General features: G+C 34.7%; 14 protein-coding genes and 3 pseudogenes. 9 read left to right on the top strand and 8 right to left on the bottom strand.

Features of this window, described 5'->3' with window-relative positions; all coding sequences use genetic code 11:
- Positions 1-34: 34 nt before the first annotated feature.
- Positions 35-1,315: an McrC family protein gene (locus ACX5JI_RS07690; RefSeq protein WP_459500510.1), complete on the bottom strand. Its 1,281-nt coding sequence runs from the start codon at positions 1,313-1,315 to the stop codon at positions 35-37.
- Positions 1,315-3,564, bottom strand: coding sequence for an McrB family protein (locus ACX5JI_RS07685; RefSeq protein WP_459500509.1), 2,250 nt, complete (start codon positions 3,562-3,564; stop codon positions 1,315-1,317). The genes ACX5JI_RS07690 and ACX5JI_RS07685 overlap by 1 nt, the downstream gene beginning before the upstream one ends.
- A 301-nt stretch (positions 3,565-3,865) precedes the next feature.
- On the opposite strand from ACX5JI_RS07685, the gene ACX5JI_RS07680 reads away from it, so the two are divergent.
- Both ACX5JI_RS07680 and ACX5JI_RS07675 read left to right on the top strand, forming a co-directional pair.
- Positions 3,866-4,348, top strand: a complete 483-nt coding sequence (locus tag ACX5JI_RS07680) for a DUF2975 domain-containing protein (RefSeq protein ID WP_459500508.1) — start codon at positions 3,866-3,868, stop codon at positions 4,346-4,348.
- Between the two features lie 10 nt (positions 4,349-4,358).
- Positions 4,359-4,574 carry a helix-turn-helix domain-containing protein gene (locus ACX5JI_RS07675; RefSeq protein ID WP_459500507.1) on the top strand — a complete coding sequence of 72 codons (216 nt, stop codon included), beginning with the start codon at positions 4,359-4,361 and terminating at the stop codon, positions 4,572-4,574.
- A gap of 303 nt (positions 4,575-4,877) precedes the next feature.
- On the opposite strand, the gene ACX5JI_RS07670 is transcribed toward ACX5JI_RS07675, so the two are convergent.
- Positions 4,878-5,663 (bottom strand): GNAT family N-acetyltransferase, encoded by a 786-nt coding sequence (locus ACX5JI_RS07670; RefSeq protein ID WP_459500506.1) that lies wholly within the window; start codon positions 5,661-5,663, stop codon positions 4,878-4,880.
- Positions 5,664-5,914: 251 nt separating this feature from the next.
- Between ACX5JI_RS07670 and ACX5JI_RS07665 the strand changes: the two genes are divergently transcribed.
- The gene (locus ACX5JI_RS07665) at positions 5,915-6,139 is read left to right on the top strand and encodes a hypothetical protein (protein ID WP_459500505.1); all 225 of its coding nucleotides are present in this window, start codon (positions 5,915-5,917) and stop codon (positions 6,137-6,139) included.
- Positions 6,140-6,399: 260 nt separating this feature from the next.
- Here the strand turns inward: ACX5JI_RS07665 and ACX5JI_RS07660 are convergent, their stop codons facing one another.
- Complete coding sequence (locus ACX5JI_RS07660; protein WP_459500504.1) at positions 6,400-6,624, bottom strand: hypothetical protein; 225 nt, start codon at positions 6,622-6,624, stop codon at positions 6,400-6,402.
- A gap of 48 nt (positions 6,625-6,672) precedes the next feature.
- Here ACX5JI_RS07660 and ACX5JI_RS07655 point away from each other — a divergent pair.
- A pseudogene (locus tag ACX5JI_RS07655) lies at positions 6,673-7,143 on the top strand (GrpB family protein); the annotation flags it as partial.
- Positions 7,144-7,751: 608 nt separating this feature from the next.
- Here the strand turns inward: ACX5JI_RS07655 and ACX5JI_RS07650 are convergent.
- Positions 7,752-8,108, bottom strand: a complete 357-nt coding sequence (locus tag ACX5JI_RS07650) for a DUF2085 domain-containing protein (RefSeq protein WP_459500503.1) — start codon at positions 8,106-8,108, stop codon at positions 7,752-7,754.
- The gene (locus ACX5JI_RS07645) at positions 8,098-8,385 is read right to left on the bottom strand and encodes a zinc ribbon domain-containing protein (protein WP_459500502.1); all 288 of its coding nucleotides are present in this window, start codon (positions 8,383-8,385) and stop codon (positions 8,098-8,100) included. The genes ACX5JI_RS07650 and ACX5JI_RS07645 overlap by 11 nt, the downstream gene beginning before the upstream one ends.
- A gap of 1,140 nt (positions 8,386-9,525) precedes the next feature.
- Between ACX5JI_RS07645 and ACX5JI_RS07640 the strand changes: the two are divergent.
- A pseudogene (locus ACX5JI_RS07640) lies at positions 9,526-10,963 on the top strand (IS4 family transposase).
- Between the two features lie 132 nt (positions 10,964-11,095).
- On the opposite strand, the gene ACX5JI_RS07635 reads toward ACX5JI_RS07640, so the two are convergent.
- Positions 11,096-12,079, bottom strand: coding sequence for an alpha-helical endospore appendage domain-containing protein (locus ACX5JI_RS07635; RefSeq protein ID WP_459500501.1), 984 nt, complete (start codon positions 12,077-12,079; stop codon positions 11,096-11,098).
- A gap of 607 nt (positions 12,080-12,686) precedes the next feature.
- On the opposite strand from ACX5JI_RS07635, the gene ACX5JI_RS07630 reads away from it, so the two are divergent.
- On the top strand, positions 12,687-13,427 hold the full coding sequence (locus ACX5JI_RS07630; protein ID WP_459500500.1) for an alpha/beta fold hydrolase: 741 nt from the start codon (positions 12,687-12,689) through the stop codon (positions 13,425-13,427).
- Positions 13,428-13,901: 474 nt separating this feature from the next.
- On the opposite strand, the pseudogene ACX5JI_RS07625 reads toward ACX5JI_RS07630, so the two are convergent.
- Positions 13,902-15,092: pseudogene (locus ACX5JI_RS07625) on the bottom strand (IS4 family transposase); the annotation flags it as partial.
- Positions 15,093-15,296: 204 nt separating this feature from the next.
- Here ACX5JI_RS07625 and ACX5JI_RS07620 point away from each other — a divergent pair.
- The 3 genes from ACX5JI_RS07620 (at position 15,297) to ACX5JI_RS07610 (ending at position 18,230) form a co-directional block, all read left to right on the top strand.
- Positions 15,297-16,466: an MFS transporter gene (locus ACX5JI_RS07620; RefSeq protein WP_459500499.1), complete on the top strand. Its 1,170-nt coding sequence runs from the start codon at positions 15,297-15,299 to the stop codon at positions 16,464-16,466.
- Between the two features lie 78 nt (positions 16,467-16,544).
- Complete coding sequence (locus ACX5JI_RS07615; RefSeq protein ID WP_098486857.1) at positions 16,545-17,459, top strand: phosphotransferase family protein; 915 nt, start codon at positions 16,545-16,547, stop codon at positions 17,457-17,459.
- A 297-nt stretch (positions 17,460-17,756) separates the two neighbouring features.
- The gene (locus ACX5JI_RS07610; protein WP_459500498.1) at positions 17,757-18,230 is read left to right on the top strand and encodes a GbsR/MarR family transcriptional regulator; all 474 of its coding nucleotides are present in this window, start codon (positions 17,757-17,759) and stop codon (positions 18,228-18,230) included.
- Positions 18,231-18,234: the final 4 nt, after the last annotated feature.

Genomic DNA, 18,234 nt, shown 5'->3' with positions numbered 1-18,234 from the left:
AATCTAATTCCCAACAAAATCAATTTAAATATCATTAAATCTCAGGAACAACCACCCCACCAAAAATCCCCTCAACATCCTCCAAAGTATGCCCCACCGCATCCAAACGAACCGTCCTAACTTCTATATACTTCTCCGGCGAAGAATTTGGCACCAACCACTTCGGCAATAGCCCTTCTTCTGTATGCGGATATAAAATAATACACCGCTCTGCCGATTCGTAAGATGTGATGTAGGCGTACATTTGATAAATATCGCTTTGTTGGTAGAGTACTCTTCCGTTCATGAGAATGGTTTTCCATTTTGTGTCGATGATGATTTTTGGGATGAAATTTCCTTGTTCGTTTACGGATATGACAAAGTCTGGTTTTAGGAGGATGTTTTCCCTGCCGGAGTTGACGTTCCGTAGTAGACGTTTTTCTGTGTGTTGTGCATCTACTTTGCTTTTGGTAGGGATCATTCGTTTCTTTAATACTTCTCCTATGTATCCTTCGAACAGGTCATTCATTTTGAACAAAAATGAGAATGCAATTTGGTTATGTTGCTTCGTGTTCATGGATAGTGATTTTAAAATAGCAACCGCCAATTGCAAGGCTGTCTCAAAATGCTTATTTTGACGATTGCAGGTGATCGTTTCTAATACGTGATGGGATATATGTTTTTCCTCAACATCTTTCAGTAGTTCAAAGATCGTTAACATTTGTACTTTTATATTTGCTTGTTGTACATACGGATAAATGAGTTTGACGGCAGCTTTTAGTGTTTGATTGAACGGGATATTCGCTGATAGTTCATCAAATTCACAAAAGGCGTTCACTGGTATAAAGGCATTTTTTTGTATGTGTTTCGAAACTAGCAATCTTCCTTTTAAGCGATTCATGTTTTCGGCGTTGGCGTAATATTCTCGATACAAGCCGCGCTTTAATGCTTTATGTAATTCTGTCACAAATATATGTGCGAGCACGTGTAATATATTCACTTTTTTGTACGCACTTAATGTTTTTTCGCCTATATGAATCGGTAGCTTTTTCGTCACTGCAAGCATGTTTAATAAGACAAGTCTGTCCATTTCAACATCTTCCCTGCTTACACTTATTTTCGGAAGGATTTCAATACGGACCTTCTTTAGTTGCAGTACGCCAACCAAGTTGATAAACCGGATTTTTTTGTTAGCGTATTCTACTACATTCTCATTCTCATATTTTTGGCGCAAATAACTGAGCAGTTCCTCCCATTCTCCCTTTGTAAGTCCTTGGGAATGATTCGGATCATCATAAATCCAATCGTACGCTTCTCTTATTGTAATGTGCCTCATTACTCATAAATCCCTTTCATATCGTCTACTGTTATATGAGATTTCACTTTATACTTTACAGGGAAATCCATATCCGTATACGAGGATGCACGGTTAAATAACGCAGCAACTTCCACTTCTTCTTGATAGATGATGAACGAATCTTGTTCGCTTTTACCGATACCGCCAAGGATGAGACCGATTTTTTCCCAGTCGTGGTAAAAATATTCTTTCAGTAACGGAATGATTTTATTTTGGATAACAGAGATGATATCGTCTACCGTTTCTGCATGAATAAAATAAGCATGTCCAATCGTATAGTCTCTACTATATAAAACTTCAATACGTTGATTCATTCGGTGCAGCAATGTCGGTAAATCAATGTCATCAACGAAAGGAAGTAACGACGGCTGCGGCATCACTTCTTCAAACATGAAACGTCTTCGTAGTGCGGTATCTAAAAGAGCGATAGAACGGTCTGCCGTATTCATCGTACCAATGATCCATAAGTTCGGCGGCAAGACAAACGTATCTCCTGAATATGGCAATGTGACACGCGTTTCATTTTCCATATTCACTCGTTTATCTTCCTCTAAAAGGGTAATTAATTCACCGAACACTTTCGAGATATTCGCACGGTTAATTTCGTCAATAATCATTACGAATCGGTCACTACTTGTAAAATCAAACGTTTCGCTCCCGGCTAGTGCTTGCATGACACGTACTTTTCTTGCTTCATAATTTTCAGCGTCGTCTTGTTTGCGTAACCCCGCATATAAGGCGTCCACTACAATTTTTTTGAATATGCCATCCGCAGGTATGAAAGAGCCTTTCCCATCAGAACGTAATCCTTCAATGAAGTCTTCATACGCATACGATTGATGAAATGTTGAAAATCTAATTTGGCCTGTTTGTTGATACTTGGCAAATTGCTCTTTGACATGTATGTTCTCGATCAATTCATCGGCTGATACATTATATATAATTTCTAACGACTTCGTAGATACTTGATACGTTTTCCCTGTTCCCGGTGGTCCGTATAAAATGACATTCCGATCCGGATATATGTTCTCATCATGATTTGGCATCATCTCTTCACCTTTCTCCATTCCCTCATTTGTAGTAGTCTGTATTTTTTCCACATTTGGCTGAAACACTGCATGTATGCCTTGTGGTGATAGTTTCTCCGCGCTTTTCCCATGAACGGGTATCATTTGATCTAGCATCAATCTTGGCGAAAGCTTCGATACATTTGTAATCTTAAGCCAAATTTTTTCTCCTTTTGGCACTACATTTGTTAATTCCATCTTAGCGATTGATTGCGGCATCTGTTCATCCGTTACTAGTACTTCTTCCGCCTGAGCGATCCATTCAATTTCTTTTGTACTTTGATTGCAAATAAATATTTTTGTTTGACCTAAGTTTTCTAAAATTTTCACATTCATACTTTCTGTCCATGCCGCTCCCATTACGAACGAGCTACGTTGCAATTCTCTCTCTATTTCTGCGATGGAATCGGCTGTTTGAAAGGAAAGTAACATACAATCTAACCTTACACTGTCGCTTCGGTCGATAAATTGAAAAACGAGTTTCCGTAACCGCTTTAATTCCTTTTGTTGCAGAGCAGGGTTCAGCCGGTTACATTCATTTGCGATTAATTGCAAGATAGATCGCGTAAAGACGTAAAAATCTAAGTCCTTTCGTTCCGTCACCTTCGGAAATTGTCTATATGTATGTAGCAAATCCGTATAACCTTCACCTTTGTTAAAAATGAGTTTGTTAATACTGCGCTCAAATTTATAAGCCACAACGAACTCGTCCGGATTTTGGATGTTTTTCACGATCGAAAACAAGTGTACAAAATGACCTTTTAACGTAGCTGGCATTTCAAAGGTGTTTACAATGACTTGATCATCTTCCTCTTGTTTCATCTCATTAAACAACGCTACTAAGTCAAGTCTGTTTTGTTTGAAGTTATTAATATAATTATTCGTAAAGACAATCGTATTGATAACTCCCGTAAATATATCTAAATCAGCAGAATCCGCTTCTGTAAACAAATCCCCTTCATTTTGAATCTTATGAATAACACGAATCACCGTCTGTTTCTTCTCTTCATCCCAATTGGTGTCATGCACTCGCTCAAAAATATCTTTATGATGCTCAGCGATTGTTTCATATTGCTTTTCATATATATCTTTATGGTTTGTAATCAGTTCATCGAAAAAGATATTTTTATACTTTTCAATGATCGCTTCTACTCTATTCATTGTTACACTACCTTTCGTCATATATCCGTCAATTCGTTATCATAAACAATTACATCTGTAATCATAATAACTTACAGTTGTAATTATATATGTTATCACTTTTTTTGTCTACACACCTTTACATGTTTATGAATACTTTTCTGTAGTCCTTTATCATTACATTTCATTATAATGAGGAATGCTTTTTTTAAAATGAAAAGGATATTTCTACACCAACACAACAAAAACAATAATGTTTTATTGTAAAGCGATAAATCATATGGTAGAGTCAATTTGATAATAAATAAGTGAGGTGCTTTTTATGAAACAGGTGTCAACGATCTTTTTAAAGGTAGCTGTTATTCTTATTGGAATTCCTGTTCTTGCTTTGTGTATCTTTTTGGTACCTGAGATAGCGAAGTTTGCAGCGGAGTTATTTCCACATATTCCTTATATAAAATATTTCGTTTTAATCTATTTTTATGTAACGGCAATCCCTTTTTACTTTGCTCTCTATCAAGCGTTTAAGCTTTTAAGCTATATTGACAAGAACAAAGCTTTCTCGAAGTTATCTGTAAGAGCTTTAAAAAAGATAAAGTACTGTGCAATTACACTCAGTAGCTTGTATGTGATCGGCATGCCACTCTTTTATTTCATCGCAGAGGTAGACGATGCTCCAGGTATTATATTAATCGGATTGGTTGTTATTTTTGCTTCACTGGTGATTGCAGTCTTTGCGGCTGTTCTTCAAAGGCTTTTACGAGAAGCCATTGATATAAAATCAGAAAATGACTTAACGGTCTGAGGTGAATAACATGGCTATTATAATCAATATTGATGTGATGCTGGCGAAAAGAAAAATGAGTGTAACAGAGCTTTCGGAGAGAGTTGGAATCACAATGGCTAACCTTTCTATATTGAAAAATGGAAAAGCAAAAGCCGTTAGATTTTCCACTTTAGAGGCAATTTGCAAAGCATTAGAATGCCAACCTGGTGATATTTTAGAGTACAGACCTGAAGAAGATGCTTAACTTTCTTCCAATATAAAAGAAGCTGAACGTTATTATAAAGAGAATCCTGAAATAGGAGAGAAATTTGGGATAGACAAACAGCTTTCTGACTACATCAAGAAAGCTATGTCACACAGTTAAATTCATCTTTATTATGAGAGAAAAAGTCGTGAGCATTTGTATAGCCACGCCTTTTTCTTTTTATAGAGTTGGGCTTGGTTGTTGAAAATTATACATAGGTAACCTTAACGTGATGGCTATGGGGGCGCCCCCATGCCCATCAAGCTAAAAATAAAAAGTACCCCCAAAATAAATTGATTTTTTCTATCCCTCGTGAATTTCTTTAATACTTTTTCCTTCTAAAAACGCATGTCCCGTTTTAATTTTTTCTACTGTTTCAAATCCATACTTTTCATACACTTTTTCTACTGTTTCGTTAATTGGGATCACCCAAAGATTATCTAGTCCTCTATTCATTACTTCACTTTGAATAAAGTGAATAAGTTCACCTATTAACCCTCTACCTCTAAACTTTTCAATTGTAGCTACACTTTCCATTCGGGCTTGCTTTTCATGTTCAAAAATACAAGCGATGGAACATGCTACTCCATTGTATCTAAGTAGATAGTGAGTGAATGCTGGATGTTGGAATTCATCTTGAAAAGCTTTTTTTCTAACTTCGCCTCCTAACTCTTTTATGCTACATTCAATATCTAAAGCTTCTTCAAAATTTAATTCAGATACCTTTTCAATAGTAACTTTTTCATTTTTATCTTTTTTAGTTAATTTCTTATTCCATAATTGGACTGGACTTATTAATTCTTCAAATCCAAAATTCTTTATTTGTAATTCAGAAATCAGTTTTTCTTGCATATCTAAGTTGTATATATAAAATCTAGGTACTATATTTTTAGTCTTATAGAAATGGACTACTTCATCTACTATCATTTGTGGATTTAAACTTACTACACTTACATGTGCATGATTTGCATCATAATAATCTGGGTTACTTTCATTACAAAATATAGAACCCCATGATTTCTCTATTCGGCTAGTAAAGGTTTCAAGATATGCAAAATCAAGCTCAAGAACATTTTTCAAACTAGTCATACAATATTCCCTCTTCTCTATTTATTTCTTCAATATCTTCTGTACTTTATTATACATTTAAATATTTAAATTTTCAGTTTTTAATTTAAAATATATCTCATATCCTTCAAAAAAATATTTTCAAGAAAAAATGAAAGTAAACTTTTACATATTTGTTTACTTTCACTTAAAGGGGGAACACCCATATTCATCAAATTAATCTCCTTTTTATAAATCATGTATATATGTATTATTAATAAAGAGGTGAAAAAATGAGGAAGAAGAGAATAATATTTTTATTTTTAGGTTTTTTGATTCTTTTTGTTGTATTTTTGTATTCAAAAGGATACAGCGACAAATACATACAATGGGGTGATACAGTAGAATCTGTTGATACAAATATACTTGAAAGAAATGATATTCCATATAAAGTTAAAAACAACAAAGTATATATCCCTGAAGATGCCTTTAATAAGGCGATAATGTGTTGTTCTTAGTCCCTTCACATTGTGTGATAAAAACTAAGATAAAATAGAGTTGTATATTAGAGATAGCACCACATGCCCATCAACTTAAGAATTCAGAATTACCCCAAAACGAAAAAAGAAAAAGCTAGATCCAAACTAGCTTTTTACATAATCAGTGTTATCAAAAGTTATCTTCTCTCTAAATATCAAGAATTTTAACAGTTGTAGCTACTCTTAAATTCCTTAACGTATAATTTTCGCGTTTTGTCAGCAAGACCTCTATACCAACACTATAAATTAGCATTTTTTTGTTTATTATTTATTACAACTAAGATGAGAAAACCAATAATAAATACTATAAGCGGGATTCCTTGAATAAAGAGAAATCCTTTCCAAAAATCAAGTTCAGTACTGTCTGGAGGGTCTGTTGCAAAACCACCTATAAAAAAAGAAAGAGGTAATAAACAAATATTTAACCAGAAACAACCGTGAAGAAACGATAGGAATTTTTTCATAAATAGAAACCACCTCCATTATTAAATTCTAATTTATTTACCAAATTAAGAAGTGTTTTAGGAGACGTTGCCATAAGAATTGATCATATCGGCTCTACATCAATACCTGGTTTAACTGCAAAACCAATTATTGATATACAAATTCCCGTAAATTCTCTAGAGTTATTGGATTCTTTCAAGAAACCCTTAGAAAGTTTTGGATTTATTTATAGAGCAGATAATTCAGAGCGTTCTAAACGTTATTTTCGCGAAACTCCTGGTAACAAGAGAACTCATATACATGTGAGACGTGAAGGGAGTTGGCCTGAACAACTTGCTCTCTTATTTAGAGATTATATGCGTACTCATCCAGAAGACTGTAAGCAATATGGAGAATTAAAATATAGGTTAGCTGAAAAATACACAAATAATCGACACATGTATACCGAATCAAAAGATCCTCTGATATGGGAGATTCTACGAAAAGCTGATAAATGGAGCCAAAATATTGGTTGGATTCCTCAAAGAACAGATGCTTAATTTCCAATAACGATAATTATGTAAAGAAAAAAGCCGTCCTAATGGACAGATTTTTTGTACTTTTTGCTTAGCGTGTTTATTTTCAATCTATTAGCATCTCTTAGAATCATAAAACGATTTTCAAAGGTTTTCTTGTTTTTTAAGCAAATCCTTTTATCTTCGCAACGGCGCGGCAATAGCCGCGCTTTCTATCCTAGTACCAGCATTCTTATAACCAAAAGCAAATAAAAGAGAAAAAGGACAAGCCATGCCCTGCATGGCAAAAAAAAGACCTCGGACTTTGTCCGAACCTACATGGAATAGTCGTTCTCCGATGAACGCTATTTATTCCACGTTTTCTTGACCACGAGTTTCTAAACACTCATCATCAAGAAAATTTCGCGGCATAATCGCTTTATTTCTCTACACAAAAAAGGGCATATCCCTTTCGGAATCGCCCTTGCACCTTGAGAATATGTGCCAGTTTATTGTTTTAGCCCTGTGTACTCTGGAAAACAGCCCCTGTCAACTGATATCGGTTGTTTATTTTGCCGAGCGATACCGAAAAACTGCTCTATTCAAGTTATCAAAAATTATATCCCAATATAGTAAAGGATTACAAAATTCCCTTACACCTTAAAAAAAGAACTGTTTTTTCCTAATAAATAGATAAAAATACATGATTTTATGAATAACGTAATTAAAGATATTCCAAAAACGCTCCCCGTAATAACTCTTTTACTATTATTACTTTGATAAGACGTTAAAAGTTGAAGTCCTCCATCTATTACTAAAGGGATCATCCCTAATATATAAATAAAATAAGGAAATTGAAAATAAAAATACAAAGCTATCCCTAAAAATAGTCCTATTAATTCTCCCGTACATCTGGCACATAAAGGGAAATAATGATTATGATAGTGAAAAGACCTATTTTTATTTTGATGACACCCAAATACTATGGGCAACCATTTATTAATTAACATTTAAATACGAGAAGAATCCTATTAAAAATAAAATGCCATAAAATGCAACAAAAATTCCTACAGGAATTAACGCGCCTATACCAGCAGCCTTTGCTGATTTGGGTTTTTCATCTCTCCACACCAAAAATAAAATTAACCCTACAATAGGAACACAACAACCTAAAACTCCCCAACCAAAGCCGCCCCTATCTTTAAGTGTAAATTTTTGTTTCACACCACAATGAGAGCAAATTGAAGCCTCTTTATCAATATTTTCTCCACAATTAGAACAATACATAAAGTATAATACCTCCAAAATAATTTACATTTATAAAAACACCTATATAAAAATACCAAATTTTAACTTACATTTCTATAATTTAAATATATTTCTATAATTTAAATTATATTTTTTTGAATAGTTTTCCCCTTATTTTTGGGTGTGAGTGCTGGCTGGGGGTTTTGGGGGCTAGCCCCACATCCATCAACCTAAGAAATTCATTGTTCCCCAAAACGAAAAAAATGACCTGAATTCTCATAAATAATGGTTGTAGTTATATAAAATTTTTGTTTTAGGGATACCTCAAAGTGTTAGCTTAATAAGAATAATCCTTAGCCTCCTTTAGATAAAAAAGGGGCTTTTTTACATATAAAATCACATGGGTCTTGGTTGAAACTGAACTACCAATAACATTTGAAATAAAATCCCTTTTAATAACTAATGTAGATATATTAGCGAAATATATGAGAGCAACCGCTCAAAAGTAAAATGGTGATTTAAGTTAGCAAAAAGTACTCATCTGAGTACTTTTTCGCTCCATTTACGATGATATAAAGGGGGTTGTAATATACGTATTAATATTTCTTGTTGCTGAATATGTTTAAAAGAGATCGTTCTGCAATTCACAGAATGGTTAAATGAAAATACTTTTATATAAGATTAATTTTAGTAATCATTCAACTTGGAAGATGTTAAAATATACCTATATATCTTAGGATATGAAAAAAGGCGGTAATTTATAGATAGTGGGATATACCATTCGAAATTAAGTATATGTATGGAGGGATAGTTTGAAAATATTAAAAGTACTTTACCGTATTTTACTGATAGTATTTCCGGTATTTCTATTAATTTTTTCTATATTGAATCTCAGTGCAAGAGCCTTTGGTCAACCGGCTAACTTTGATTACTATTTAATATGGGTATTAATTTTTTTACTTTTAATAGGGTATATTGTTCAGTTCTTTTCAAAATATAGAATAGTTGGTTTTATAATTATTTTGGTTTCACCCATAATAATTATAAGTTGCTCGGTCTTTTTTCATCAATATTAGGGGTCCCGCCCTATCGCTATCAAGCTAACAAAACTAAACTTCCTCAAAATGCAAAGATACGCTATTCTTTTTGTAGAAACATACAGAAAGGATGGCGTTTTTGATGAACCCTATCATTTCAAATGAACTGAATCTTTTTGCACAAGAGCTACAATACTTTTTATCTCCAGTAGTCCTACAAGATATCGCCAAACAAGTTGGCTTTGTACAGCGATCTAGTAAGTATCAAGCAAACGAACTCATTACCCTTTGCGTATGGCTCAGTCAAGAAATCGCTAGCACATCACTTACACAATTGTGCGGTCAGTTAGAAGCCTCAACTGGGATATTGATGAGCTCAGAAGGATTGAATCAACGCTTTAATCCAGCAGCTGTCGCATTTCTTCGAGAAGTCTTTACTTCTCTTCTCACACAAAAACTCTGTTCAAATCACTCGCTTTCTGCACATATGATCTCTACTTTCAATCGTATTCGTATTTTAGATGCAACAGTGTTTCAACTGCCTGACCATTTCGCCACTGACTATCAGGGTTCAGGTGGGAGTAGTAATACGGCAGGCATGAAAATCCAATTGGAATATGATTTACTTAGTGGTCAATTCCTTAACGTGCAGCTTGGACCAGGAAAAAATAATGATAAAACATACGGTACCATCTGCCTTGAAACCGTAGAGGCGGACGATTTGTGTTTACGTGATCTTGGTTACTTCGATTTAGGAGACTTACAAACCATTCATGATAAAGAGGCTTACTATATCTCGCGGTTGAAGTTGAATACACGCATTTATATCAAGAACCCTGAACCATAATACTTCAACAATGGTACGTTAAAAAAGCAAACAGAATACATCCAACTTGATATGACACAAATGATGTCTGGTCTAATCCCTGGCGAAACGATAGAAATCCTCGAGGCATACATTGGCCAAAATCAGAAGCTTCCAGCACGTGTCATTATCCATCGTTTAACCGATGATCAAACGCAAACACGCCTGAAAAACCAAGCGATACGTGAAAAGAAAAAAGGCATTGGCATGAAAGATAAAGGTAAACGTTTAATGGGTATGAATGTATATATCACGAACACATCTCTAGACGGAGTACCAACGAACTACGTGCACTCATTGTATTCACTTCGTTGGCAGATTGAAATTTTGTTTAAAACGTGGAAGTCATTTTTTAAAATTGATGAATGTAAAAATATTAAAAGAGAACGCCTAGAGTGCCATTTATATGGACAACTAATCGGCATTCTCCTCTGTTCTTCTACGATGTTTCAAATGTCAAATGCGACAGTTTCTGCTTGAAAAGACAAAGCAGGAGCTGAGTGAATACAAAGCGATTTATATGATTAAAGATTACTTTCCGTTACTGTTTCAAGCGATAGCCGTTGGCACAGAAGAACTTTTAAAAATTTTGCATCGTCTTTATCTGCTGCTCAAAAAGAACGGTCGTAAATGTCATCGGTATAAGAAGATGACCGTCTTTGATATTCTAGGGATTGTGTATAAAATGACGGTGAAGCATAGACAAACTGCCTAGCGAAAAAATCACATTTTAATAGGCTTCTTTAGTATGCCTACTTTTCTATAAATTACTAGATATGAAACAAGGATCGTTTCATATCTAGTAATTTACTTGGTTAGGTTGATGGGCATGTGGTGGGACCCCTTACTAAACTGATGGTCCATCTGCGAATTTAATAATAGTAATATTAGCTGCAGAAGCTCCGTTTGTTTGTGTTATTGTTCTAGCTCCTCCAGAACGATTAGCTAAAGATACAGTAAATGGTGTTGTTGTAACTTGAATAAGAGCAGAAGCAGCTAAATTGCCACCTCCGGTGGCATCATTACCAGCAGAAGAAAAAGGAGCACCATTTTGTACTAATCCAAATGCACTAGCTGCACTACCTGCTTCTAAATTTACAGCCCAATCAACAAGATAAAGACCTGGTTCATTAATTGTAATGGTATTACCTGGAGCATTAAAACTAAACGCTGTTCCTGCAAGATCTGGAGGCGTAGTAAATGTTACAAGTCCATTATTTGCTATTACTTGAGTTGAATTAGCTAAAGTTTCTATTCCACTAGAAAGATTAGGCCCTGTAGCTCCAGTAGGTCCAGTTACTCCAGTTACCCCCGTAGCCCCTGTAGGTCCAGTTACTCCGGTTATCCCCGTAGCCCCTGTAGGTCCAGTTACTCCGGTTATCCCCGTAGCCCCTGTAGGTCCAGTTACTCCGGTTATCCCCGTAGCCCCTGTAGGTCCAGTTACTCCGGTTATCCCCGTAGCCCCTGTAGGTCCAGTTGGTCCCCCCGCAGGTCCTGTAGGTCCTGTAGGTCCCAATGGACCAGTAGGACCTGTCAAAGATGGAGCTTGCAATACACTTTTTAACTTTCTTTGTAAATACAGTTGTTTTTGCGTTGCAGTTTCTAACATGCAATTTACACTTTCATTAATTGCTAATAGATTGCTAAGTGTTGCTGCTGGTGACAACCCTGGAAGTGTCCCTACAGCATATTGAATTTTCTCTGCTTCCGCATTAATAATATGAGCAAGTGCTAATTCTTCTAATGCAATCGATGCGATAATTAAATCTAGTGATTCCGTTCTAGAAAGTGTAACATTTGGAGTTATATTTGGTATATTTGCTTGAGACATATTTACGTCCTCCTTATTTATCAAATTTTATAAAAAATAAGTCTCGCTATAAAATATGACAAATATGGACAAGTTGACACAGCTCCTATACCAATAATATCTATTACATTTATAAATTTTAAAAATAATAGATACACCCATACACTTTTTCAGTGGACAAGCATAAATATAGTATGAGACAAATTTACCCTTCTTTTATGTATACCGCTCTCTATACTCTCTATTTTGTTCGTTTTCTCTTCAATCTCCCCTTTTTCTTTCTCATTCTTCAAAAACTCACAAAAGCTAAAATGATCATTCTAAAGACCTATTCTACCCAAAGGTATATGCAAGATTTTATACAAATTAAAAGAAACGAATCCTTTTAGAAACCCCGCTATATCAATGATCTATAAAATCTTGCATAGACGATCAAACGAAGAAAAAGCGAAATCCTTGTTCTCGCAAGGAATCCGCTTTTGATTTGCTATCGATAATGAGACGTTATGTTAACCTAGCGTGTATATGGTATTCAAAATAGATTTCTAATTTTCCTTTTCCATCCATGATACAATTTATTAAATAATTTACTTGTTATACCTTGGAATATGGAAGGAGTTAAATCTGAATGAAAAAGGTTTTAGAACGTGAGGAATTTGTTGATATAGGTGGTTTTCAATTATATACAAAAATATTTGGAAGTGATAAAAGAACTCCAACCGTAGTAATGGACGCAGGTTATGGTGATTACTCTAAAGCTTGGAATGAAATAGTATCACAAATTGCAGAATTCACAAAAGTTCTGGTCTATGATAGAGCTGGTTTAGGAAAGAGTGATTCTAGTCCGAACAATAGAGTTAGTTCTGAGATGGTAAAAGAGCTAAGAACATTACTAAAAAAATTACAATTAACGCCTCCTTATATTTTTGTGGGGCATTCCTTTGGTGGATTAAATGTTCGTTTATACGCATCTTTATATCCAAGCGAGGTAGCAGGGCTAATACTTGTGGATTCAACCCCAGAGGACTACAGAGAACGATTTCTTCCCATCATGCCTTCAGATTTCCAAGAAGCTTATAATAAACAATTTATTTATGAAGGTACATACGATCAATTTATGAAGAGTCTAGAAGAAGTACGATTACACAGAAAAACACTTATAGATACAAACGTTATTATTCTTTCTGCAGGAAAAAAGGCTTTTTATTCCACTGATGCACAAAACTTATGGTTGCATATGCAAAAGGAATTATTGGATTTATCAACTAATAGTTCCTTAGATATAGCACCTAACAGTGGACACTATATCCAAAAGGATGAGCCACAATATGTAATAAATGCGGTCAAAAAGGTTCTTCAGATCTTATAATTAACTTCCGAGTTCGACAATTATGTAAATGAGCTGTCCATATGGGCAGCTCATTGTATTTTTTGCTTAACGTGGGGTTTTTCCAAAATGTTGGCAATACCCCATCGCTATCAAGCTAAGAAATGCAAATACCCCCAAAAACGAAAAAAGTGAACCTAATTATCAAAAATAAAATTGCTCATTTCACGTAAAGCAGCAGCTAGTTTATTTTACCTTGTTTAGGATTCTAAATTCCCTACGATAAGCGACCCAGACACTTTTTCTTCTCGATGGAATGGGGTAAACGGAGTACATCATCAAACTTTATTTTAAATCAACAGTTGCTTAAGATTTTAATACAAATCAAGTGATTTAAGGTTGATGTAAGGTTCTCTTTAGACTGGAGAAAGGTGGACGCATTACAGTTGAAAGAGAAGAAAAATATCTAAAAAACTTGAATGGAGCTGACTTTTCATATGAGTGTTTCGGCTATTGTACAAACTCAAAACCTGTCCAAAACGTATGGGGACAGAGGAGAATACCGATGAGTTGTCCATATAAATGGCACTCTAGGCGTTCTCTTTTAATATTTTTACATTCATCAATTTCAAAAAATGACTTCCACGTTTTAAACAAAATTTCAATCTGCCAACGAAGTGAATACAGTGAGTGCACGTAGTTCGTTGGTACTCCTTCTAAAGACGTGTTCGTAATATATACATTCATACCCATTAAACGTTTACTTTTATCCTTCATGACAATGCCTTTTTTCTTTTCACGTATCGCTTGGTTTTTTAGGCGTGTTCGCGTTTGATCATCGGTTAAACGATGGATAATGACACGTGCTGGAAGTTTCTGATTTTGGCCAATGTATGCCTCGGGAATTTCTATCGTTTCACCAGGGATTAGATCCGACATCATTTGTGTCATATCAAGCTGGATGTATTCTGTTTGCTTTTTTAACGTACCGTTGTTGAAGTGTTCTGGCTCAGGGTTCTTGATATAAATCCGTGTATTTAGCTTCAACCGCGAGATGTAGTAAGCCCCTTTATCATGAATAGTTTGTAAGTCTCCTAAATCGAAGTAACCAAGATCACGTAAACACAAATCGCCGGTCTCTACGGTTTCAAGGCAGATGGTACCGTATGTTTTATCATTATTCTTTCCTGGACCAAGCTGCACGTTAAGAAATTGACCACTAAGTAAATCATATTCCAATTGGATTTTCACGCCTGCCGTATTACTACTTCCACCTGAACCTTGATAGTCAGTGGCGAAATGATCAGGCAGTTGAAACACTGTTGCATCTAAAATACGAATACGATTGAAAGTAGAGATCATGTGTGCAGAAAGTGAGTGATTTGAACAGAGTTTTTGTTTGAGAAGAGAAGTAAAGACTTCTCGAAGAAATGCGACAGCTGCTGGATTAAAGCGTTGATTCAATCCTTCTGAGCTCATCAGTACTCCAGTTGAAGCTTCTAACTGACTGCACAAATGTGTAAGTGATGCGCTGGCTACTTCTTGACTGATCCATACGCAAAGGGCAATGAGTTCGTTCGCTTGATACTTACTAGATCGCTGTACAAAGCCAACTTGTTTGGCGATATCTTGTAGGACTACTGGAGATAAAAAGTATTGTAGCTCTTGTGCGAAAAGATTCAGCTCATTTGAAATAATAGGATTCATTAAAAACACCATCCTTTCTCATAAACTTCTTACGATAAGCATAGCGTTTTTTTATTTTGAGGATATGATTTTAACTTCGCTTGACGGGCAAGTGGCGAGATACCTTATAAGAATAAATTATAAATATAGATAAATAAATTGTAATTTACTCTGTTGAAGTGATGCACCTAAAATGAAGATAACAATTATATAAGGGGTAATTTTATGAGTAATAAATTGAAATATTTATTAGGGGTTAGCATTACCGGATTTGGGGATGGAATTCAACAAATTGCCTTGCTATGGTATATTTTTCATTTAACAGGACAAGCAACTTCTATCGGATTAATGATTGCAATTTATTATATACCAAGTATCATTTTAACACCTTTTGTGTCTGTTTATGTAGATCATCATGATTCTAAAAATATTGTTGTTCTAACAGATAGTATTCGATTTGTACTTGTTTTAATCATGGCAATACTTATTTTCATAAAATTCGAATCAGAATTTATTTTTTACATTATGCAATTCTTATTAGCGGTTTGCTACACCGTTTACAAACCTACATCTTCTGCATTTATTAAGGAAGCATTCTGTAATCATGATATACCATTTGTTATATCAAAAGCATCTTCATTAAATGAAGCAGCATTACTAGTGGGAACTGGTATATCTGGGTTATTTCTAGTTAAATTTTCTTTAGCCACTAGTTTCTTTATTAATTCTGTAACATTTTTAGTTGCGGCCATTTTCTTTTCTTCTATAAAAAGAATAAACCCTAAAAAAATAGAAAATGCAAGAATATCCTACCTTGCAGAATTAATATCGGGATGGCGTTTCATTAATCAAACAGAAGGAATGAAGTACTTACTGTTTTTATCCATTTTGAATAGCATTAGCATACAAATGACAACAACTTTATTATTACCTCTTGCAGAACAGTTTGAAGGAGGTAGCGGACTTTACTCAATATTTGAGATAGCATTTTCAGTAGGAGGAATTATAGCAGGCTTGATTGCTATCTATTTTTTAAAAAAGTTTAAACATAAAGTTATTTTTATTACGATGATGGGTATGGCAACCTCTTCTTTTTTATTATATTTGAATGACTATAAAACAACGGCCGTTATTTGTATATTTATAATGGGGCTATTTACCATGTCACATTTGATTATCGTGCAAACGTTAATACAGTTGAATACTACAACAGAATATATTGGCAGGGTAATAGGCTTAAGAACAATTCTGGCATCATTTGTTAAGATATCGTCTGCTCTGTCGACTGGTATTTTATTAACTCATATGGGAGTGAATAATATTTTGCTTTTATTTTCTATCTTAATATTGGCTAGCTTTATTACGATTGGAAATATAAAAAAACACATGTATTAAAATGAAGGGAAGTACATCTGGAAGATTATTCAGAGATGCTATTACGGGTTGTAAATAACTTGCGAATCGAGGGATAAAATGGTTAATATTCGTTCGAAAACAGAAGAATTAAGGGCGAAATTAAAAACTATATTGAATCGAGAATATAAAGAATTGGCCGTTCAGGAGTTAAAAGTAATAGGAAATGGAGTACAAAATATTGTGTTCCGAGGGGATTCGGAAAAAGGACCTTTAGCATTTCGAGTACCTTGGGAACGTGAAGTGAAAAATATAAATGAAGAGTTGTTTAATAGTCGAATCTCATTGCAAAAGGAAGCGGAGCTTTCTAAGTTTTGTAATTCTAAAGACATTCCAGTGCCAAAGGTTCACGGACTGCACCTTTCTACGGAACTTGATTTTTTAATTTCAGATTACCTGGCTACTGATCATATTCCAATTTCTGCTTACAAAATAGGAGAAGTAGTTAATAAACTCCATAATATGCCAATTGAAGATTTAAATTACCAACATAGGACTAGGAAACCATCTAGCAAGTATATAGCTGAACGTCTCGTAAAAAGAGTAGAAGGATTTAATAAAATTACACATTGCGATATTGAATTTCCTGATATATCGATAATTGAAGAGATTCTTAAACAAGCAGATCATGTAAAAAAATTATTACATATGGACATTCGACCAGCAAATCTAATTGGATATAACGGAGAAGTTAAGGCGTTGGTTGATTGGGATAATGCTCTAATTGGTCACCCGCTGTTAGAACTTATGAGGATAGCTGAAACTAATGAAATTGATTGGTATGAATTTAAAGATGGATATAAGAATAAAGATATCTTTGAATCTATTCCTCGTATTGTCAGCTTATTTTATCAGCTTGATACAGCGGTAATGCTTGCAAATCTGTTTATAGCGCAACTGAAAATAGAGGAAAAAGGCATATTCTATAAAGAGCGTGTGAAAACACTTCATAATGAAATACATAGATATTTATAAAAATAAATAAAAGATGCTTTGACATAGGAGGCCCACTACATCGTCATCAAGCTAAAAATATGAATTTCCCCAAAACAATAAATACGAGCAAAATGCACAAAATTTTCGTTCTGGGGGTAATATGAGATTTTAACTTGATGGGCATGTGGCGGGACCCCTTTAATCAAAGAATTCTAAGTAAGTTTTGTTCAAACTTTATTTCAAACCAACATTAACACTTTTTGTCATTTCCCTTGCAAATATACGTTTACTGTGTTTAATATATATTAAACACAGTAAACGATAGGGGTGTGTGAAATGAAACAGGGAATATTGAACGATGATCAGAAGGAATTGATAGAAGATTTTGGGACTTATATAGAATCTTCAGGCGGTGCAAGATCGCTTGGCAAGATATGGGGATACTTATTGATATCAGGTACTCCAAAATCACTCGATGACATGGTAAGCGATTTGCAAATTAGCAAAGGAACGGCGTCATTGTCCGTTCGACAAGGTGTTCAAATTTCTTTATTTCGTAAGGTTGGGGTTCCTGGTAGCAAGAGGGATTTCTATCAACTACATTCAGATGCATGGGCATTGACTTTGCATACGAGCATTGCACAGGGAAACATGATGGCACAATATTTGTGTAGAGCAAAGGAGCTAGTTCTTAAAGAGGAAGCCGCGCCTATAATCGATGAGAGTATCGAGTTTTTCGAATTCGTTATCCAGCAATCGAAGCAAATTTTAGTTCAGTGGGAAGAGCGAAAAGGGAGTAGTACAAAATAGGAGG

Source organism: Bacillus sp. C1, assembly GCF_054570475.1.
Note: the sequence above shows the minus strand (reverse complement) of the source record. Positions and strands in the feature narration are given on the sequence as shown.